The sequence below is a fragment of the Halorubrum lipolyticum DSM 21995 genome (assembly GCF_000337375.1).
Classification (GTDB): domain Archaea; phylum Halobacteriota; class Halobacteria; order Halobacteriales; family Haloferacaceae; genus Halorubrum; species Halorubrum lipolyticum.
The window spans coordinates 55312-75588 of sequence record NZ_AOJG01000010.1 but is presented as its reverse complement, the minus strand read 5'-3'; the positions used below and the strand labels follow the sequence as shown (position 1 = coordinate 75588).

The 20277-nt window shown below is 69.1% G+C and carries 21 protein-coding genes and 1 tRNA gene; 10 read left to right on the top strand and 12 right to left on the bottom strand.

The features are described 5' to 3' along the window. Positions 1-123: 123 nt before the first annotated feature. The 5 genes from C469_RS04290 to C469_RS04270 form a co-directional block, all read right to left on the bottom strand. Positions 124-720: an NADPH-dependent FMN reductase gene (locus C469_RS04290; protein ID WP_008004168.1), complete on the bottom strand. Its 597-nt coding sequence runs from the start codon at positions 718-720 to the stop codon at positions 124-126. Beyond that, positions 721-1869: a dimethylsulfone monooxygenase SfnG gene (gene sfnG, locus C469_RS04285; protein WP_008004166.1), complete on the bottom strand. Its 1149-nt coding sequence runs from the start codon at positions 1867-1869 to the stop codon at positions 721-723. A 303-nt stretch (positions 1870-2172) separates the two neighbouring features. Further along, positions 2173-2257 (bottom strand) — tRNA-Leu (locus tag C469_RS04280). 73 nt (positions 2258-2330) lie between these two features. Further along, entirely contained in the window at positions 2331-2903 is a 573-nt protein-coding gene (locus tag C469_RS04275; RefSeq protein WP_008004164.1) for a phosphatase PAP2 family protein, read from the bottom strand. Between the two features lie 43 nt (positions 2904-2946). Further along, on the bottom strand, positions 2947-3648 hold the full coding sequence (locus tag C469_RS04270; RefSeq protein ID WP_008004163.1) for an endonuclease III domain-containing protein: 702 nt from the start codon (positions 3646-3648) through the stop codon (positions 2947-2949). 111 nt (positions 3649-3759) lie between these two features. Between C469_RS04270 and C469_RS04265 the strand changes: the two genes are divergently transcribed. From C469_RS04265 to C469_RS04255, 3 genes are all read left to right on the top strand, one after another. Beyond that, on the top strand, positions 3760-4068 hold the full coding sequence (locus tag C469_RS04265; protein ID WP_008004161.1) for a hypothetical protein: 309 nt from the start codon (positions 3760-3762) through the stop codon (positions 4066-4068). 159 nt (positions 4069-4227) lie between these two features. After that, the gene (locus tag C469_RS04260; protein ID WP_049911025.1) at positions 4228-4644 is read left to right on the top strand and encodes a DUF2178 domain-containing protein; all 417 of its coding nucleotides are present in this window, start codon (positions 4228-4230) and stop codon (positions 4642-4644) included. Then, the gene (locus tag C469_RS04255) at positions 4641-4835 is read left to right on the top strand and encodes a helix-turn-helix transcriptional regulator (RefSeq protein ID WP_008004159.1); all 195 of its coding nucleotides are present in this window, start codon (positions 4641-4643) and stop codon (positions 4833-4835) included. The genes C469_RS04260 and C469_RS04255 overlap by 4 nt, the downstream gene beginning before the upstream one ends. Here C469_RS04255 and C469_RS04250 read toward each other — a convergent pair whose 3' ends face one another. From C469_RS04250 to lonB, 5 genes are all read right to left on the bottom strand, one after another. After that, positions 4836-5474 (bottom strand): fibrillarin-like rRNA/tRNA 2'-O-methyltransferase, encoded by a 639-nt coding sequence (locus tag C469_RS04250; protein ID WP_008004157.1) that lies wholly within the window; start codon positions 5472-5474, stop codon positions 4836-4838. Further along, complete coding sequence (locus tag C469_RS04245) at positions 5471-6406, bottom strand: NOP5/NOP56 family protein (protein WP_008004156.1); 936 nt, start codon at positions 6404-6406, stop codon at positions 5471-5473. Before C469_RS04245 ends, C469_RS04250 begins: the two co-directional genes overlap by 4 nt. Before the next feature lie 100 nt (positions 6407-6506). Continuing rightward, positions 6507-6770, bottom strand: a complete 264-nt coding sequence (locus C469_RS04240; RefSeq protein ID WP_008004154.1) for a glycine zipper domain-containing protein — start codon at positions 6768-6770, stop codon at positions 6507-6509. A gap of 66 nt (positions 6771-6836) precedes the next feature. Continuing rightward, positions 6837-7619, bottom strand: a complete 783-nt coding sequence (locus tag C469_RS04235) for a CBS domain-containing protein (RefSeq protein ID WP_008004153.1) — start codon at positions 7617-7619, stop codon at positions 6837-6839. A gap of 49 nt (positions 7620-7668) precedes the next feature. Then, complete coding sequence (gene lonB / locus C469_RS04230; protein WP_008004151.1) at positions 7669-9954, bottom strand: ATP-dependent protease LonB; 2286 nt, start codon at positions 9952-9954, stop codon at positions 7669-7671. 170 nt (positions 9955-10124) lie between these two features. Between lonB and C469_RS04225 the strand changes: the two genes are divergently transcribed. Then, a complete protein-coding gene (locus tag C469_RS04225; RefSeq protein ID WP_008004149.1) occupies positions 10125-10655 on the top strand; it encodes a nicotinamide-nucleotide adenylyltransferase in 531 nt (176 codons plus the stop codon). 81 nt (positions 10656-10736) lie between these two features. Then, the gene (locus C469_RS04220) at positions 10737-11603 is read left to right on the top strand and encodes an SAM hydrolase/SAM-dependent halogenase family protein (RefSeq protein ID WP_008004147.1); all 867 of its coding nucleotides are present in this window, start codon (positions 10737-10739) and stop codon (positions 11601-11603) included. A 405-nt stretch (positions 11604-12008) separates the two neighbouring features. On the opposite strand, the gene C469_RS04215 is transcribed toward C469_RS04220, so the two are convergent. Then, positions 12009-12464: a DUF5793 family protein gene (locus C469_RS04215; RefSeq protein WP_008004144.1), complete on the bottom strand. Its 456-nt coding sequence runs from the start codon at positions 12462-12464 to the stop codon at positions 12009-12011. A gap of 205 nt (positions 12465-12669) precedes the next feature. Here C469_RS04215 and C469_RS04210 point away from each other — a divergent pair, with 205 nt between their 5' ends. The 3 genes from C469_RS04210 to C469_RS04200 all read left to right on the top strand — a co-directional run bounded on the left by C469_RS04210 (position 12670) and on the right by C469_RS04200 (position 17239). Further along, positions 12670-14340, top strand: coding sequence for a type II/IV secretion system ATPase subunit (locus tag C469_RS04210; protein ID WP_008004142.1), 1671 nt, complete (start codon positions 12670-12672; stop codon positions 14338-14340). Beyond that, the gene (locus C469_RS04205; protein ID WP_008004140.1) at positions 14337-16478 is read left to right on the top strand and encodes a type II secretion system F family protein; all 2142 of its coding nucleotides are present in this window, start codon (positions 14337-14339) and stop codon (positions 16476-16478) included. The genes C469_RS04210 and C469_RS04205 overlap by 4 nt, the downstream gene beginning before the upstream one ends. Positions 16479-16588: 110 nt before the next feature. Further along, positions 16589-17239 (top strand): class I SAM-dependent methyltransferase, encoded by a 651-nt coding sequence (locus tag C469_RS04200; RefSeq protein ID WP_008004138.1) that lies wholly within the window; start codon positions 16589-16591, stop codon positions 17237-17239. A gap of 98 nt (positions 17240-17337) precedes the next feature. Here the strand turns inward: C469_RS04200 and C469_RS04195 are convergent, their stop codons facing one another. Further along, complete coding sequence (locus C469_RS04195; RefSeq protein WP_008004136.1) at positions 17338-17862, bottom strand: DoxX family protein; 525 nt, start codon at positions 17860-17862, stop codon at positions 17338-17340. 137 nt (positions 17863-17999) lie between these two features. Here C469_RS04195 and C469_RS04190 point away from each other — a divergent pair, with 137 nt between their 5' ends. Then, the gene (locus C469_RS04190; protein ID WP_008004133.1) at positions 18000-19442 is read left to right on the top strand and encodes a hypothetical protein; all 1443 of its coding nucleotides are present in this window, start codon (positions 18000-18002) and stop codon (positions 19440-19442) included. A 24-nt stretch (positions 19443-19466) separates the two neighbouring features. Then, positions 19467-20255 (top strand): ABC transporter permease, encoded by a 789-nt coding sequence (locus tag C469_RS04185; protein ID WP_008004132.1) that lies wholly within the window; start codon positions 19467-19469, stop codon positions 20253-20255. The last annotated feature ends 22 nt before the right edge of the window (positions 20256-20277 follow it).

Below are 20277 nucleotides of genomic sequence, written 5' to 3'. Positions count from 1 at the left end.
GCCGATGCCCGCGAAGAAGTCGAGGAGGGGGTTGCCGTCCGCGTCTTTGAGAGACGCGTCGCGCCCCTCTTCGAACGCGACCGGCGCGTCGTTCGGGGACGCGACCGCGCCCCGAAGAGCAGCTCAGATCGCCGGACCGAGCGACCCGAGCGCCTCCGACTCGTCGATCGCTTCCGACAGGTCGACCGTGGCCCCGCCGAGCGTCGCGAGGCGCTCGCGGACCGCCTCGTCGACGAGTTCGCCCTCCTCGAAGTCGTCGCCGCTCGCGTACGTCGCGCCCCCGACCGCGTGCGCGCCGAAGAACGCGAAGGCCGGACGGAGCTCCTGATCGACCGCGAGGAAGTGGTGGTCGGTCGCGCCGGTCGCGACGAGCCCGACCGCCGCGTTCTCGAAGGGGGCGGCGTCGCCCTGCCACTGTCCCCGCGGAACCATGTCGAGGAGGTTCTTGAGCGCGCCCGAGTACGAGCCGCGGTACACCGGCGTCCCGACGACGTAGGCGTCCGCCTCGACGATCAGTTCGAGCGCCTCTGCGGTGCCGCCATCGTAGTTGTCGATGCCGCGCCCGTCGGCGGTCTCGAGGTCGTAGTCGGCGAGGTGGAGCACCTCGGTCTCGACGCCGTCCCGTTCGGCGGCCGCGTCCAACGCGATTTCGACCGCGGTCCGGGTCCGGGAGTCGGCGGAGACGCTGCCGACGATCCCGAGGAGGGTTCGGTCCGCCATCTACCGGGCCACCTTCGCGCCGCCGACCTCCTCGATCTCGTCGACTGCGTCGACCTCGTCGGGGTCGAGCGGGTCGGCGGCGTCGATCGCCGGGATGATCGTTTCGCCGAAGCGTTCGAGCTCCGGCTCGAAGTCGAGGAAGCCCGCGAGGACGATGTCGATCCCGATCGCGTCCAGCTTCCGGATCCGCTCGACGATCTGGTCGTCGGTCCCGATGAGGCCGGTCTTGAAGCCGTCGTTGTACTGCACGAGGTCCTCGAAGTCGGAGTCGGCCCACATCCCCTCGCCCTCCTCCGACGACTGCCCGGCCTCTTTCACCTGCTCTTTGAACGCGTCGACCGCCTCGTCGGTGGCGTTCTCGATGATCCCCTCCAAGACCTCCTTGGCCTCGTCCTCGGTGTCGCGCTGGATGACGAACGCGTTCGCGGCGAACCGGGGCGGCTCCGTCCCGAACCCCTCGGCGTACGCCTCCACGTCGTCGATGACGGCGCGGATCTCCTGGAGGCTCCCGCCGTTGATAAAGAGGACGTCGGCGTGTCTCGCGGCCATCTCGCGGGCCGCCTGCGAGTTCCCGCCCTGGAACACCTGCGGGTACGGGTCCTGTACGGGTTTCGGCTCCAGCGGCGCGCCCTCGAAGCCGTCGATGTCCCTCCCGATCGTGTAGAACCGACCGTCGTAGGTCGCGCGCTCCTCGGTCCACAGCGCCTTCAGCACCTCGATGAACTCCGACGAGCGGGCGTACCGCTCGTCGTGTTCGAGCCAGGGCTGGCCGAACCCGGTGAACTCCCCCTTGAACCAGCCGGAGACGACGTTGATCGAGAAGCGCCCGTCGCTGATGCGGTCGGCGGTCGAGATGAAGTTCGCCAGCGGGCCGGGCTCCCACAGCCCGGGGTGGACCGCGCCGATCACGTGCAGCTCGTCGGTCTGCGCCGCGAGCGCGTTGGCGATCGACAGCGCCTCCAGCTGTTTGTCCGCCCCGTAGCTGCCGAAGAAGCGCGCCTGTGCGAGCGCGTAGTCGAACCCGACGGACTCCGCCGTGCGAGCGAGGTCGAGGTTGTAGTCGTACGTCCAGTCCGTCTCCGTCTCCCAGTCCGAGACGACCAGCCCACCGCTGACGTTCGGCACCCAGTACGCGAATTCGGTGTCCATACCCCCTCGTCTCCCCGTATCGGTTTAATCCGGTCCTCCACGGCCAAGCCTGACGGGGGTCCCCGATAGCGGTCGCGTTTGTGCGGGAATCCCGGCGGCGGCGACTATTGCTGCTACTCCGGCGGCGATACGCGCCGGTCAGTGGTGGTGACTCGCGGACCTTCGCGCGGACACGCCTCTCACGTTCAGTCGAGCCGGTATGCGCGGGACCGGATTCGAACCGGAACCAGACGTGCTCGCTTCGCTGCGCGCGTCTGGTAGGATTCAAATCCGCTCCTGCTCTTCGCTCACTTCGTTCGCTCATGCGCGGGACCGGATTCGAACCGGCGGACCCCTACGGGATAGCGTCCTAAGCGCTACGCCTTTGGCCTGGCTCGGCAACCCGCGCGCGGTCTACCGTACCCGAGTCGCTTAAAAATAGTTGTCGCTACCGACTCGGAGACCGCGTCCGCTCGCGCCGCTCAGATATCCGCGTCGAACGGCAACCGATCGATGATCGCCTCCTCGCCGACTCGACCGAGGAGCCACTCCGCGAACAGCACCGCGGCGACGCCGAGCCCGATCCCGAACAGCGTGTCCGAGAGGTAGTGCGTGCCGAGGTAGATCCGCGAGAAGGAGATCAGCCCGGCGAAGCCGGCCGCGACCGCGAAGGGGAGCTCGTCGGAGTGCCACGCGATCCCCGCGTAGGCCGTCACGGCGGCCGAGTGCCCGGACGGGAACGAGCTCGTGGTCCCGGCGTCGCCCTCGGTCACGCAGACCGGGGTCGACGGGAAGGGCCGCTCGACGAGCGTCATCAGCGCCCAGACGACGACGCCGAGCAGCGAGAGCGCGACGACGCTCTTGACGAACTCCTCGCGCCAGCCGGCGAGGTAGAACAGCCCGACGAACACGACGCCGGCCGTGACGGAGCCGAGGCCGGTCATCGACGTCATCATCTCGGTCAGGAACGGCGTTCGGATCGCGGCGACGAACTCGGCGGTGAGCCGGTCGATCCATCGGACGGACCGCAGGAGTTCGCGGATAAACGGCTGCATGGATACCGGGCCTACCGGCCGGACGAACATATGACTCGCGCCCTCACGCGCAGAACTCGCAGTCGCAGTGGGCCTCGCAGACGGGGTTGTCGCAGTCGGCGCCGCGCGCCGAGCAATGAGTCCGGCCGTGCCGGATCAGGAGGACGTGAAGCGGGTAGATCAGCTCGTCGGGCACCAGCTCGTCGAGCGCGTCGTGCGCGGCCCGATTCGACGCCGACTCCGGAACCAGCCCGAACCGCTTGGAGACGCGCTCGACGTGGGTGTCGACCGCCATCGTCGGCTTCCCGAAGTGGAAGTTCAACACGACGCTGGCGGTCTTGGGTCCCACGCCTTTGATCGCCGTCAGCCACTCCTTCGCGTCGTCGGTCGCCATCGCGTCGAGGAACGCGAGCGAGTACGCCCCGCCGGTCTCCTCGCGGATCGCGGCCAGCGCGCGCTGGATCCGGGCGGCCTTCTGGTCGGCGAGCCCGGCCACGCGGATCGTCTCGGCCAGCTCGTCGTGGTCGGCCGCTTCGATAGCCTCGAAGCCGTCGTAGCGCTCGAACAGCGCCTCGGTCGCGCGGCTCGTGTTCGCGTCGGCGACGTTCTGCGAGAGGATCGTCGTCACCAGTTGACGGACACCCTCGCCGGGATCGGCGGTCGGGTCGGCGCCGTGCTCGGCGACGCGGTCCACCGGCTCGTACAGCGACACCAGCTCGTCGTGCAGCTCGCGGACCCGCGACTCGGTCCAGGCGTGCGTCGACATACCCGGCCTACGGGCGCCGCGGACTTCAGGGCGACGACCGGGGCGATCCCCGACCGTCTCCGCCCTCCCCGCCGCGCGACCTTTTTAAACCGGTGCGCCCAACTCCGGGGCATGTACCGAGCGAGCGATCGCGTCGATAACGCGGCGTGGATCGACCGGCTCGACGACGCGTGCGCGACGCTCGACCTCGACGAGGAGACGCTGTCGACGGCGACGGATCTCTTCCTGTCGCGCGCCCCCGAGGACGACCGCGGGAAGCGCGTCGCCGCGGCCGCCAGCCTCTACGCGGCCGCGCTGATCCGCGGGCAGGAGCGGTCGCAGTCCGCCGTCGCCGACGCGATGGACGTCTCCAGGCTCTCCGTCCAGAAGCGCTGGAAGCCGATCTTGGAAGACGCCGGCTTCTCGCCGCCGACGTGGTAGAGTCGGCGTTTCGGGCGTCGCTGACGCGGTTCTCGGCTCGCGTCGTCTCTCGTGAGCGCCGTCTCGGCTCAAAGCAGCGATAGATTTATTATCTAACGTAAAGTCTCCTTTACTGTAAAGCGAGCTTTACACTTTGGTCCCCTCGCTTTGCACCCTCTCATGAGCGAACACACCACCCCCGCGACGACGCGGCCTTCCACGAGAAAACGGTACAAACGCATCGCCTACGGATTGCTCGGCGCCGGCATCGCGGCGCTGTTCGTCGCCGTCGCCCTCGACCGGTTCGCCCTCGGCGTCGCCCTCTACTGGGCCGGCGGCCTCGGCATGGGGCTCGTGCAGCGGTTCAGCCCCGTGACGCTGTACGACGAGCGAGACACCACCATCGACCGCAAGGCCAGCCAGACGACGCTGAACGTCTTCGCGTACGTCTTCATCCTCGGCCTGCCGGGCGGTCTCGTGTTACAGGAGAGCGGCGTCGTGGACCTTCCGGGTGCGTTCTTCGGCTCGACGTGGACGCTGTTCGCGATCTACGTCGCCTACGGCGTCTCCGTCCTCTACTATAAGTACCGAACATGAGAAACGACATCCGCCAGCGACGCGCCGAAACGGGCGAGAGCCAGGCCGACCTCGCGGCAGCCGTCGGCGTCACCCGCCAGACGATCAACGCGATCGAACGCGAGCGCTACGACCCCTCGCTGGAGTTGGCCTTCGATCTGGCCGCCCACTTCGACTGCCGGATCGAGGATCTGTTCGACCCGGACGAGTGATCACCGCGGCGTCGCCACGACGCCGAGGTGGTCCTCGTGGAACCGGTCGAGCCGTTGCGTCTCCAGAACCTCGTAGCCCTCTCGAAGCCGGTCGAGCGCGCCCTCGAACACCGTCTCCGGCTCCGCCGTCACGTCCTCGCTGCGCGCCTTGATCGCGAGCAGCAGCCGTCCGTCGTCCGCGAGGAACCGCGCGTTGCGCACGGCTACCTCCGCCTGGCCGCGCGTCGCCACGTCCTGCACGATCGCGTCCACGTCGCTCTCGACGACGTGCGCGTAGCGGGTCGGCGTCCGCGCGTCTTTCAAAAGGGGGAACAGCCGGTCGCGCGGCTCGGCCGCCTCGACGAGGTCTCGCGCCGGCCGCGGCGCGAACTCCACCGCGTACGTCGGCCCCGCGAAGTCCGCGACGTGGCTGACGGTCGTCCCGCTGGCCGCGCCGAGGTACAACACCGTCTCGTCGCCGGACAGGCCCGTCTCGAACCCGAGTTCGAACATCCCGCCGAGCTTCGAGCGGCCGGGGTCCCACGCGCGCCACCCGTCCGCGGTCGGCTCGCCGTACACCGGCGGGCCGCGGGTCGCCAGTCGCGTCTCCCCGTCGATCTCGCGGCGCTCGACGCCCGCAGGCAGGTCGGGAGCGCTCATTCGTCGCCCTCCGTGGCGGCGACGGTGTCGTCGCCAGCACCGTCTCCGCCACCGTCACCGCTCCCCTCCTCTACACGCGCCCGAATGGTCGCCATCCGCTCGCGGAGCTCCTCGTGAAGCGTCTCGCGGCGCTCCCCCGAGTAGTGGTCCACTCGCGCCGCGAGCGTCAGCTTCCCAGCGAGCGCCCGCGAGGCCGACCCGCGGTCTTCGGGCCGCGTGTTCCGGACGTACTCGTGGGTGTAGATGATCCCGTGTTTCGGCGAGGGAGCGCGCCCGGAGAGGTGCGCGAACAGGGCGTCCTCCGCGCCGAGCACCTGCACGGTCCCCGACGGCTTCTTCGCGAGCGACTCTAACCCCCCCGCGAGCGCGATCAACCGCGCCGCGAGCTCCGGCCCGGCCATCTCGGCGAGGTTCGGCGCCACCGCCGGCGCGATCCGGTCGATCGTCTCGGCGAGGGCGTCGCGCTCCGCGGCGAGGTCGGCGACGCGCGCCGCGAGCGAGACGGCGCGCCGCTCCAGCTCGCCCTCCGGTTCGCGCTCCGCAACGGCGCGGGCGCCCTCGATCCCCGGCTCGGCGTCGTCGAAGAGGCTCCCGGCCCACTCCGCGGCGCGCTCGGCGAGCTCGTTTGCGGTGCGCTCGCAGTCGTCCATCGCCCGCACGGCGTGAACGAGCTGTTTGTCGTCGGCGCGCTCGCGCTCGCGGACCGCCTCGCGGGTCGCAGCCACGGACGCCTCGTGGAGTCGGTCGTAGTACCCGTCTCGCGAGTCGGCGAACCCGGACTCGACCGCGAGGCCGGGCCAGTCGCGCGGCGCGTCGGCCTCGCCGCCGGCGATCCGGGCGCGGAGCGCCGGGTCGTCGCCCGTGGCCTCGGAGCCGGCGGACGATCCGCCCGCGAACCAGCCCGCGTCCGCGTTGTCGTCGGTGTCGGTCATTACCCGTGCTACCCCCTCCGGTCGTATAGGCGTTCCCGAAACGGCGGAGCGGCGGGACTGGGAACGAGAGCGGTCGCGAGAAACAGGGACGGCGGAGCGACTACTCGTCGGCCAGTTCGATCGTCGCGCCCGCGTCGTCGGTGTCGTCGGCATCGGCGGCGTCGTCCGATTCCGATCGGAACTCCGCGAAGACGCCGTCCGCGCCGCTTCGGAGGTCCGCCAGCGTCGCGCCCGCGAGCCCGCCGAGCGCGCCGCCGGTGCTCGCCGCGTTTCGACTGACTAATCCGCCGACGGCGGCGCCGACCGCCGCCCCGACGGCCGCGTACTTCGCTCGGGACAGCGCGCGCTTAATTCGGGATTTCATACACGTCACTTCGCTGCGAGCTCTGAAAAACCTGTCGTCGGTGTGAGGACGGAAGGCGCGAGGCGATCACTGCAGCCGCTTCGTGGTCTCGACGAGGGGGTGGCGGGCGTAATCGACGATCTCGATGTCGGTGATGTCGTCGAGCCCCTCCTTTTTCGCGGTCTTCGCCATCCCGAGATCGACGGTGTGGTCGGGGACGATCACGTACGCGTCCATCTCGTCGATCCCGGCCTCGTGGGCCGCCATCACGCGGTGATGGCCGTCGGCGAGATGGAGCGTGCCGCCGTTGTCGATCACGACGAGCGGCTCCGCCAGCCCGCGCTCGAGCTCGTACTTCCGCCCCTCGAGCTCGTCGGCGTACACGCGGGCCTGGGTGGGCGTGAGGTCGGTGAGCGTCACCTCGCGGCGCTCCTCCGAGAGGCTGACGCCGTGGATCTGTTCGAGCGTGCGCATCAGCTTTCCCACCTTGCTCGGCGTGGCGCGCTCGATCTGCGAGCGGACCACGTCGGTGTTCGAGATGATCCCCACGAGGTTGTCGGCGTCGTCGACGACCGGGAGCCGCTGGATCCCGGAGCGGAGGATCACCCGGGCGGCGTCGGTCACCTTCATGTCCGGATGCGCCACGATGAGATCGTCGGACATCACGGTGAAGACGGGGGCCTCGTCGTCGGCGAGCAGGAGGTCGGCCGCCGAGACGAACCCCTCGACCGTCCGGCCCTGCGTGACGGGGAACCCGTTGTGACCGTCGCTTTCGGCCATGCGGCGCGCGACTTCCCTCACCGTCTCGTCGGGGCTCACGGTCTCGACGTCGCGGGTCATATACTCGCCGACGGTCGGTTTCCCGCTCATCGTCAGGCGTTGGCGCCGGCGAAATAAAAAGGGGCGGGAGGCGGCGGTCCTACTGCGGGCTCGGACTGGAGGGGCCGGAGACGCCGCCCTCCTTCAGCGCCGAGCCGGTGATCGACTTGAGCCGGGAGACGAGCGAGTCCTTCTCGGCCTCGCCCTCCAGGGCGATGTCGAGGACCTCGCTGATGTGCGAGACCGGGATGACCTCGATCATGTCCTCGTACTCGTCTTCGATCATCACGTCCTGCTCGTTCGCCTGCGGGATGATGACCCGGGTGCAGCCGGCCTTCGCGGCCGCCTCGATCTTGTGAGTGACGCCGCCGACGGGGAGCACGTCGCCCCGCACCGACAGCGAGCCCGTCATCGCGAGGCTCTGGTCGACGCCCACGTCCTCCAGCGCGCTGATGACGGCGGTCGCGACCGTGATGGACGCGGAGTCGCCGTCGACGCCTTGCTGGCCCGCCTGCACGAACTGGATGTGGATGTCCATCTCCGAGATGTTCTCGTCGGAGAACTTCTTGATGATCGCGGAGACGTTCGACACCGACTCCTGGGCCATCTCCTTCAGCTGGCCCGTAGCGATGACCTCGCCGGGGCCCTGCGAGGGCGCGACCTCGGCCATCACCGGGAGCATGATCCCGGAGTCCTCGCCCATCACGGCGAGGCCGTTGACGCGGCCGACGACGTAGCCGTCGGAGACCTGCAGCTCGTAGTCCTTCCGGCGCTCGATGAAGTCGTCCGCGAGCTGCTGTTCGATTGAACGCGAGCGCCCCTTCGCGGACAGCACGTGGTCGCGGGTGGTCAGCTCGGCGTCCTCGCCGCGAGCGATGTCGCCGGCGACGCGGACGAGCCCGCCGAGGTTCCGGAACAGGAGGGTCAGGTGGCCCTTCCGGCCGGAGCGGCGCTTGGCCTCGAGGATGACCTCCTCGACGGCCTCGGCCGTGAACTCTGGCAGGCGGCCGTCCTTCGCGACCTCCTGGGCGATGAACCGGACGTACTTCCGGCGCATCTCCGGGGTGTCCTCGATGGTGTCCTCCATGTACACCTCGTAGCCGTACCCCTTGATACGGCTCCGGAGGGCCGGGTGCATGTTCTCCATCGCGTCGAGGTTCCCGGCCGCGATCATGACGAAGTCGGTCGGGACGGGCTCGGTCTGGACCATCGCGCCCGAGGAGCGCTCGGACTGGCCCGTGATCGAGAACTCGCCCTCCTGGATCGCCGTCATGAGGTGCTGCTGGCTGCGGATGTCGAGCGTGTTGATCTCGTCGATGAACAGCACGCCCTTGTTCGCCTTGTGGATGGCCCCGGCCTCGACGCGGTCGTGGCTGGGCGTCTCCATCCCGCCGGACTGGAACGGGTCGTGCCGCACGTCGCCGAGCAGCGCGCCGGCGTGCGCGCCGGTCGCGTCGCGGAACGGCGCGGTCTTCGTGTCGCCGTTGTTCACGAGCAGGTTCGGGATCATCGCGTCGGAACCGCGGTTCAGGTAGCGGAAGACGAGGTAGACGACCCCGGCGGCGATGATGCCGACGAGGATCTGGCCGACGATGATGAGCGCGTAGCCCAGCACGACGGCGATGATGATCCACATCAACAGCGACCGCATCTGGTTGCGCTTGCGCGCCTCCTCGCGGTGCGCGTCGACGATCTGGTCGCCCTTGCCCGCCGGCACCGTCCGGACCTTCGGCTTGTTGCCGTCGTCCGGGTTGTGGTACACCAACACGTCCTGTAGCTCCTCTTTGGGGAGGAGCTCGGACATCGCCTTCGCGAGCATCGACTTCCCGGTCCCGGGCGAGCCGATCATCATCACGTGGCGGCGCTGTTTGGCCGCCTTGATGATCACGTCGCGGGCGTGCTCCTGCCCGATCACCTGGTCGACGAGGCGGTCGGGAATCTCGAGCTCGGCGGTGGTGTCGATCTTGAGGCCGCCGAGGAGGTCGTCCTCGTCCGGGTCCTCGTCGATTTCGGCGCCCTCGACCTCGACGGTGCTGCCGAGCTCGTCGATGCCGCCGCCCTCGTTCGCTTCGGTGACACCCTCGGGGGTGGCGCCGTTCGATTCCTCGCGGCCCGTCTCGGCGCCGTCAGACCCCGGTCCGTCGACGACGATCCCGTCGTCCCAGTCCTCGTCGGGCTCGGTGGGGTCGTCGCCGACCGCCTCCTCTTCGGAGGCCGGGTCGCCGGCGCCGTCGGGCGCGTCGACGCCCTCGTCCGCCGGCGCTCGCGCGCCGTCGTCGTGGGCGTCCTCGCCGTTCCCCGTCGAGTCCGGGCTCCCGACGCCGGACTCGTCCGGCTCCTCGGGGTCCTCGGTCGGCGGGTCGTTCTCGTCCTTTTCGTTGCTCATAGAATCGGGTTTCGCTAGGAAAAACGAAGGGTCGGCAACTGATATACTTTCTCCCCGCGGACGATCCGTGTGGAATCGGGAAAACACCTCTGATACGCCCCGAAACAGCCGATATCGTCCATCGACGGGTCCCACGGGGTTTATAAACGAGGCTCTCACTACCTGTATCCATGCGCGGGTTCTACATCGGGCGGTACCAGCCGTTTCACAACGGTCACCGACACATGGTCGAGGAGATCGCGGCCGAGGTCGACGAGCTCGTCCTCGGGATCGGTTCGGCCGGCGACTCCCACACCACCCGGAACCCGTTCACCGCCGGCGAGCGCGTGATGATGGTGACGAAGGCCGTCGAGGGGCTCGACATCACCACCTACGTCGTCCCCATCGAGGACCTCGATCGCAACTCCGTGTGGGTGGGTCACGTCCAGAGCATGACCCCTCGATTCGACGTGGCGTACTCGAACAACCCCCTCGTCGTCCGGCTGTTCGAGGAGGCCGGCGTCGAGGTCCGCGGCTCGCCGATGTTCCGCCGCGACGTGCTGGAGGGGACGGAGCTTCGCGAGCGCATGATCCACGGCCGCGACTGGCAGGAACTGGTCCCCGAGACCGTCGTCGACGTGATCGAGGAGATCGACGGCGTCGAGCGCATCCGCCGGATCGCGGAGACCGACGCCAACGGCGAGGCTCCCTCGGACGCGTAAGCGGCTGGCCGAAGCGCTCGCGACGCCCGCTCCGGTCCCCGCCACCTGCCTTTTAAGAGTCAGCCGGTCCGCTGATCGCTCGTGATCACGCTCACCTCCGACTTCGGCTCCCCGTACCCCGCCGCGATGAAGGGAGTGATCCGGCACCACACCGACGCCGAGATGGTCGATATCGCTCACGACCTGCCGCGCGGGGACCCGCGCGCGGCCGCCTTCTGGCTCCGCTTCGTGCTCCCGGAGTTCCCGCCGGCCGTCCACTGCGCGGTGATCGACCCCGGCGTCGGCACCGACCGGGACGCGTTGGTCGTCCGCGCCGGCTCACACGTGCTCGTCGCCCCCGACAACGGGCTCGCGATGCCGCCCGCTCGGGCGCTCGCGGGAGAGAGCGCGGAGGGAGAGGAAGGAGGGAACCGAGCGGCGGACGAACGAGACGTCGAGGCGTTCGTCGTCGACGCCGGGGAGCCGGCGAGCGAGACGTTCCACGGCCGCGACGTGTTCGCGCCGGCCGCGGCCCGGATCCGGGCGGCGCTCGACGGCGGGCCGGCGGCGTCGACGCCCGAGGAGGTCTCCGAGGCGCTCGCCGCCATGGACGACCTCTCGCCGGCGCCGGACCCGGTCGACCTCGTCCTCCCGGACCCGAGCGTCGAGCGCGACGAGGACGGCGACCCGGTCGCCGTCGAGGGCGAGGTGCTCGCGATCGACCGGTTCGGCAACGTCGTCACGAACGTCCCGGGCGAGCTGATCCGCGGCCGCGACTGGGTCCGGATAAACGAGGAGCTCACCCCCGTCGCCGAGACGTTCGGCGCGGTCGACCCGGGCGAGCGGCTCGTCACCGTCGGGAGCCACGGCTACGTCGAGTGCGACGTGAACGACGGGCGCGGCGACGGCGCGTTCGACCTCCGACCCGGGGACTCGGTGCGGATCGTCGCCGACAACGTGAGTCTGTAGCGGGCGGCTTCGATGAACTCGCGCACGTCGGACGGAGTCGCGACCGACCCGGCCGTTCGTCGACGACCGTTTCTGACCGATAACGGGAGTAGGTGAAGCGGATCGACGGTGACGATTCGGTAATTAACCGATCGCGAGTGCCAGCGACGATCGCTTATCGAACCGATGCGGTCGGCGCGCCTGCGAGCGGCCGCCACCGGCGGCCGCGAGCCAGCCCGCGAGGTCGCCGGCGCTACGCGCCGGCTGCCAGAGAATCTTCGATTCTCGCTGGACGCGGTGAGCGCTCGAAGAGCGCGAACGGCGAGGCTGGGGAGGTGTGGTGCTGTGCGGTTGGGGAATTGGAGGTGATCACCGCTGATTCGCGGTCAACCAGTTATACGTGGGCGACTGGGGATGTGGAGATCTTCACAGCTCGACGCCCGAGGGAATCAGGCTCTCGTTGCGCAGGAGGTTCCCCTCGTGGTCGTACACGAGGAAGGTGTGTTTGTCGTAGGTGACGAGCCGCTCGCCGTCGACGTCGATCTCGACCCGGTAGCGGGCGTCCTCGTCGCCCGCCGAGTCGCGCGCGGCGTGGATGAAAGGGAGCACGTCCGTGGCCGTCTCGTTGAGCTCGAGGACGAAGTCCCCGGTGTAGCGGTTCGTCACGCCGACGACGCCTTCCGGGTCGTCCGCGGTCGAGAGGGGTTCGCGGAGCCGGAACGCCACGTCGACGTCGTCGGCGTCGAGGAGCTCGCCGTCGGCCTCCGAGAGCCGGTCGCGGAGGAGCCCGTCCGGTCCGTGGAAGTCGATACGGACCAGCGGCGTCGCCGGCCGGTCGTCGTCGACGCCCTCGACGGTCAGTTCGAAGTAGTCACGCCGCATTTCCTGTCCGGTACTTTGCGGTCGTCCCGTATGAACGTAACGGGCGAATCCCCCGTCGGACCGGGCGAGGCGCGGAGTCGACGACGCCGCTACCCCGCGTGGCGCCACTCCAGCGACGCCGACCCCGCGACGGCCCCCGATGTCGCCGCTGATAATCGCCGGGTGGATTTTAAACCGCCTCGGCGCATACGCCTCCGTAACGACGATGGCGAGTGACGCGCGCGAGGACGACGCCGGGGATCGCATCGAGGCCTTCCGGCGGCGGCTCTCGCGGACGTGGGAGGTGCTTCGGGGGTCCGACATCGACGTTCGGCCCTTCAGGCCGGACGCCGACGGCCCGCTCGCCTCCTTCGCGGTTCCCGACGGCGAGCGCGAGGTCGACCGCTACTGGGTGAACGCCCCGTACGCGTACGTCGTGATCACCTACGACGACGCGGAGAGCGAACACCGATACCACGCGGTCGAGCCGGACCTCGACCGGTTCGAGCGCGACCTCCTCGACCGCGTGGTCGACGACATCCGAGACCCGCTGCTGTACCGCGAGGGTACCGGCCGGACTGACGAAGAGACGCTCCGGACGGAGCTTGAGGGGCTGTTGGAGGGGTACGGCGTCGATATCGGGATGGACACGTTCCACGCGCTCGCGTACTACCTCTACCGCGACTTCCGGGGCTACGGGAAGGTCGACCCCCTCCTCAACGACCGTCACATCGAGGACATCTCGTGTGACGGCTACGACCTCCCGCTGTTCGTCTACCACGACGACTACACAGACATCGAGACCAACGTCTCATTCGCGAAGGGCGAGCTCGACAACTACGTGATCCGGCTCGCCCAGCAGTCCGGGCGCCACGTCTCCGTCGGCGACCCGATCGTTGAGACGACGCTGCCCGACGGCTCCCGCGCGGAGCTCGCGCTCGGCGAGGAGGTGACGCCGCGCGGCTCCGCGTTCACCATCCGCCAGTACGCCGAGGACCCGTTCACGCCGATCGACCTCGTGGAGTACGGCACGTTCTCGGTCGCACAGATGGCGTACTTCTGGCTCTGTATCGAGCACAACAAGAGCCTCATCTTCGCGGGCGGCACCGCCTCCGGAAAGACGACCTCGATGAACGCGGTGTCGATGTTCGTCCCGCCACGCGCGAAGATACTCACCATCGAAGACACCCGCGAGCTCTCCCTCTACCACGACAACTGGCTCTCCTCGGTCACCCGCGAGCGCCGCTACGAGGGCGCCGACATCGACATGTACGACCTGCTCCGCTCCGCGCTGCGTCACCGGCCCGAGTACATCGTCGTCGGCGAGGTCCGCGGGGAGGAGGCGATCACCCTGTTCCAGGCGATGAACACGGGTCACACCACCTTCTCGACGATGCACGCCGACTCGATCGAGACGGTGATCAACCGGCTGGAGAACGAGCCGATCAACGTGCCGCGCGCGATGGTCCAGTCGCTCGACATGCTGTCGATCCAGACGCTGACCCGCTCCGGCGACCAGCGCGTCCGGCGCGCGAAGACGATCGGCGAGATCGGCGGGATCGACCAGCGCACCGGAGAGCTCGACTACTCCTCGGCGTTCGAGTGGGACGCCGAGACCGACGAGTTCAGCCGGAACGACTCGTCGCTCATGGAGGAGATCGCGGACGAACGCGGCTGGTCACGGTCGGAGCTGCTCCGCGAGATCCGGCGCCGCGAGCGCTTCATCGAACTGCTCCGCGGACTCGGCGTCACCGATTACCGGGCGTTCACCGCCCTCGTCAACGAGTACTACGCCGACCCCGAGCGCGTGATGGAGCGGCTCGAAGAGCGGAGCGACGGGAGCGTCGACCCCGGTGAGGCGGGCGCTCGCGCCGAGACGGGCGCCGGCGACGGATGATCGCGTACCTGCCCCTCCTCGCCGCGCTCGGCTGCGGTCTGGCGCTGCTCCTGCCCGCGCTCGACGAGCGGGCGGACCTCGTCGTCACCCGGGCCGCGCTGTCGCTCTTCGGCGACTACGTGGCCGAGGACGGGCCACGGCGCCGGCGGCAGCGCGACCTGATGCGCGCCGCCCACGTCGCCGGCACTCACCGGACGTACGCCGCCAAGACGCTCCTGTACGCCGGCGTGCTCGGCGTCGCCGGCAGCGTCGCCGGCGTGTACGCCGCGGCCGGGCTCCTCTCGGCGCTCGAGGTGAGCGAGGCGGCCCTGCGGGAGACCCTCCCCGCGTCGATCGGGTTCGTCGCGGGGGTGACGCGGCTCACGGCGCTCGAGCTCCCCCAGCTGTTCCTCCTGTTGACGCTGGCGTCGGCGACGCTCGGCGCCGCGCTCGCCGTCGGGATGTACTACGGGCGGTGGGAGCTGCTCGACCAGCGCGCTCACGCCCGCGGAACGGAGATCGACGCCACCCTTCCCCGGACCGTCGCGTTCATGTACGCGCTCTCGCGGTCGGGGATGCCGTTCCCGCGCGTGATGGACACCCTCGCGGAGAACGAGGCGGTGTACGGCGAGGCGGCGACCGAGCTATCGGTCGCGGTCCGCGACATGAACGCCTTCGGCACCGACGCGCTCACCGCGCTCCAGCGCACCTCTCGTCGCACCCCCAGCGACGACCTCGCCGACTTCGCGGAGAACCTCGCGTCCGTGCTCGGCACCGGTCAGCCCGTCTCGGCGTTCCTCAGCGACCAGTACGAGCTGTACCAGGAGGAGGCCGAGGCGAAACAGCAGCGGTACCTCGAACTGCTCTCGACGTTCGCGGAGGCGTACGTCACCGCGTTGGTGGCCGGCCCGCTGTTTTTCATCACCATCCTCGTGGTGATCGGGCTCGTGTTGGAGGACACCCTCCCCCTGTTGCGCGTCGTGGTCTACCTCGGGGTCCCGCTGGCGACGTTCGGGTTCGTGGTGTACGTCGACAGCGTCACGCAGGGGATCGGCGGCACCGAGACCGTCGACCTCTCGGAGGCGATCGACGACGGGGTCGAAGCGAGGGACACCGCGAACGCGGGGGCGGAGGGGAGCCCGCGGCCCGACGGCGGCGTGGCGGGCGACTCGCCGGCGGGGGACCGCTGGGCGGCGAGCCGCGAGCGGCTCCGCGCGTACGATCGGATCCGAACGCTGCGGCGCTGGGCCGCGTCTCCGGTCGAGAGCGTGCTCGACGCGCCGCGGACGGTGTTCCTCGTCTCCGTTCCGCTCGCGGTCGTCGGCCTCCTCGCGTTCGCCTTCCCGATCACGCTCGGCCCCCCGGCCGAGATGGTCGGGCAGGTCGAGCGGCCGATCGCCGCCGCGACCGCGCTCGTGCTCGCGAGCTACGCCGGCGTCTACGAGGCGCGCAAGCGTCGAATCCGGCGGATCGAGTCGGCGGTTCCCGACTTCCTCGACCGCCTCGCCAGCGTCAACGAGGCGGGTACCTCCGTGGTCGGGAGCGTCCGCCGCGTCGCGGACTCGAACCTGGAGGCGCTGACCGAGGACCTGCGACGCACCCGCCGCGACATCGACTGGGGCGCCGACGTGGGCGCCGCCCTCAGGCGGCTGGAGCGGCGGGTCCGGTCGCCGATGACCTCGCGGGCGGTCGCGCTGATCACGAACGCGATGCGCGCCAGCGGCGACGTGGGTCCCGTGCTCCGGATCGCGGCCGACGAGGCGCGAGCGACGTGGTCGCTCCGCCGAGAGCGCCGACAGGTGATGCTCACGTACCTCCTCGTGATCTACATCTCCTTCCTCGTGTTCCTGGGGATCATCGCCTCGCTGTCGGTCTCGTTCATCCCCGCGATCGAGGAGGCGGCGATCTCCGGCACCGGTGCCGGAGCGGGCGACCTCCCCGGCGCGCCGAGCGGTGCGGGGGGGATCACGGACGGGCTCGGGGAGATCGACGCGACCGCCTACGAGCAGCTGTTCTTCCACGCCGCCGCCATACAGGCGGTCTGCTCCGGGCTCGTCGCCGGCCAGCTCGGCGAGGGATCGGTCCGAGACGGCGTGAAACACGTCGTCGTCCTGCTCGCGCTGACGCTCGCCGCGTTCCTCGTGATCGACCTGCTGTGAACCGGTGGCGCGAGACGGGACGGGACGGGGGCGCGGGACGGGACGGGGGCAGCGTTCGCCCGGCGACCGCGGCCCACCGGACCTAAATCGGTCCGGACCGACCGCCCGGTATGGATCCCCAGTCGACCGGCGACCCGCAGTCGACGTACGACCGGATCGCCGCGCACTTCTCGAAGACGAGGGAGTACGCGTGGCCGGAGGTCGAGTCGTTCCTCGACGGGCGCGCCGCGACGCGCGCGCTCGACGTCGGCTGCGGCAACGGGCGCCACGCCGAGCCGCTCGCCGAGCGCGCGGAGGCGGTCGTCGGCGTCGACCTCAGCCGCGAGCTCCTCCGCGAGGCGGTCGCTCGGGCCCGCGAGCGAGGGTACGACGGGGCCGCCTCGTTCGTCCACGGCGACGCCGCGAGCCTCCCGATCGCGACCGACGCCGTCGGGCTCGCCGTCTACGTCGCGACCCTCCACCACCTCCCCTCGCGAGAGGCGCGGGTCCGGAGCCTCGACGAGCTCGCGCGGGTCCTCGCGCCGGGCGGGACCGCGCTTGTGAGCGCGTGGAGCACGGCCCACGACCGGTTCGACCGGGAGGAGGGGTTCGACACGACCGTCGACTGGACGCTCCCGGGCGGCGAGACGGTGCCGCGGTACTATCACATCTACTCGCCCGAGGAGTTCGAGGCCGACCTCGGAGAGAGCGCTCTCGGCGCCGTCGACGTCGAGATCTCCAGCGGGAACTGCTACGCGACCGTCGCTCCGTCGGACGACTGAGTGCGCCGTCCGGTCTCGACGCGACACGCGATCGAGGGTCGGACGGAGTCGGCGGCGGAGACCGGCAGCCGGCGGGTTTAAAAAGAATCCGTCGCGACCTAGCCGAGCAGCACGGTGAGCCGCGGGTTGTTCTTGACGATATCGAGCTCTTCGATCCACTGGTCCAGCCCGAGGATGCGACCGGCACCCGCCGCGCCCAGCGCGAACAGCAGGAACGCGTAGATCAGGTGGAAGTCGATGAAGATCGCGTCCGGGAAGGGGTAGGCGGACGCCCAGTAGAACAGCATCATCATCGCGCCGAAGAAGGCACTCAGCCGTACGAACGCGCCGACGAGGAGCGCGATCCCGACGAGCGTCAGCCCGACCTGATTGAGCGGGGTCAGCAGCCAGACCCAGTCGGCCATCGCCACCCACACGTCGACCAGCGGGTTCGCCTGATCGACGTTGAGGAGGAACGGTCGAGCGCTCCAGTTCGGGTCGATGACCTTCACGATCCCGGCGTAGAAGAACACCCAGCCCATCATCAGCCGCAACGCGAACAGGGCGTAGGCGATCCACGTCTCGGAGTACGTAAACTCGACGTCGCGGCCGAACAGCTTGGCTGATGCGTTTTTCGACGACATACGAACACGGTCTGCACCCTACTCAATAAGATTGATCCTCTCTTTTCAGTCCTCAGGAATCCTCTAGGGCCCGCGGCGTTCCACCGGCTGGGAATGACTGGCTGGGTTTATTAAATAACGCCGCCGTGGAACCACACATGAGTAAGGACTCAGCGATATCGTCGGACCTCGAAGAGACCCTCCAGGGACACCGACGGGGGAGTGACTCCTCGGGGACGCTGGTCGTCAGCGACCAAGAGGGATACGTCGGCGACACGATCACATTTAAAGGCCGGAACCTCCCGGCGAACGAACGCTACGAGATCAAGTGGAAGACGAGCGACGGCCGCTGGGGCGTCCTCAAGGCGAACGAGGTCGTCGGCCCGCAGTACCACCCCCGGACGGAGACCGTCGCCACCGTCACGACGGACGGGTCGGGCGCGTTCGACGAGGAGTGGACCGTCGCCCAAGACTACGGCGGCGAACACCGGATCGAGGTCGTCGACGGCGAGTCGACGGTCGCCACGGCGACGTTCACGATCCTCCCGCACTTCGAACTCGAGAACACCGAGGCCCCCCTCGGTGACTTCTTCACGGTCACCGGCCACGGGATCGGCCCGAACGTCGTCACCAACAACTACCAGGTCGCGTGGGACAACGGCAACGTGGGCTTTATGACGGGCGTGATGAACCGCGGGACGGCGACCGCTCGCATCCGCGCGGTCGGCCCGCCGGGCAAACACGTCGTGCAGGTGTGGCGCAACTACCGCGGCGTCCCGTACCTCCAGAACAACACCCAGTCGCCGTACGGCCCGGTCGCCGACGGGCGACAGTCGCAGTGGACCGTCGAGGTCACCGAGCCCGAGGGCGAGCCGCGGACGGCGTGGCTCGACGAGCAGCTCGACGAGAGCCCGATCAGCATTCACTACCCGGAGATCGACGAGGAGACCGACGCGGAGCTGTCGATCTCGCCGTCCTCGGGGCAGCCCGGTACCTCGGCGTTCATCACCGGCGAGAACTTCCCGGCGAACGAGGAGGTCAACCTGATCTGGTACCGCCACGAGGGCCACCGCGTCAAGGGGGTCCCGATCACGCCGGAGCCGAAGCCGGACGTGCTCCCGACGGTCACGACCGACGACGACGGCGCGTTCCAGACGGAGTTCACGATCCCGAGGGCCGAGGGCTCCACCCGGCCGATCACGGCCGCGGTCGGCGGCCGCGAGATCGCGGTCACCGGCTTCATGATGCAGCCGTCGATCGAGACGTTCACGCCGACCAGCGGCCCCGTCGGGACGACGATCGAGATCGAGCTCTCCGGCGTCGGCTGGCCGGTGTACGAGAACGCTCCGTACTTCCTCTACGACAACAAGCCGCTGGGCTACGTCTGCGGGCTGACCGACGACGACGGCGGCGGGACCGTCCGGCTTGAACTGCCGGCCACCGGCGAGCCCGGCTGGCACTTCATCGACGCCGTCCCGATGATCTTCGAGATGCAAGAAGAGGAGCCGGAGTTCGAGCTCCGACCGCACCTGTCGTATCTCGACAACCACCCGATCCGGCCGCTGCCGGCCTACCACATGGCGTTTAAAATCGAGGAGTAGTCACGCCTCCCCGCCGGATCTTCGATGAACTCCGACCGCCTCTATCAGACGCTCTCGCTCGCCGCCGCGCTACTCGCCTGGCAGCTCGCCGTCGGTGTCTTCGGCGTGGTGGATCCAGGAGTCTTGCCGCCGCCAGTGACGGTCTTCGAGCGCACGCTTACGTTGCTGGGTGAGCAGGCGTTTCTCGGCCACCTCTCGGCGACTATCGAGCGGACACTCCTCGCTTCGGTGCTGGCGGCTGTGTCCGGAGTCAGCGTCGGGGTCATCATGGGTTGGAACGACACCGTGAAGGCGCTACTCGGGCCACTGTTTTCCGCAGTGTATCCGATCCCGGTTATCGCGTTGCTCCCGCTGGTGGTGCTCGTGTTTAGCACCGACAGCAGCGCGCTCGTGTTCACGGCCGCACTCGGTGGTTTCTTCGTCATGTTGTGGAACGCGATGAACGGTGCCCGGCAGATACGGAATATCTATTTCGACGTGGCAACTGACAACGGTGCCACGAGTTCGCTCACGATATTTCGGGAGATCCTCCTACCGGGGTCTCTGCCGGCCATCTTTGTCGGCCTGCGACTGGCGATGAACACGGCGCTGCTCATCGTCATCTCGGCGGAGCTGCTGGCCGGCGGGCGCGGGCTGGGATACTACCTCTGGGTGTCCTATCAAACGTACTCGCTGGGTGATGTCTATGCCACGCTGACCGTTATCGCCGCTATCGGCGTCGGCATCACGTACGGGCTCAGATGGATCGGCGACCGACTCATCACGTGGACGCCCGACGAGAATGATCGCCCCGCGGAAGCCGCCCTCCGGTAACTCGACGAAAACGCGGGAAAAG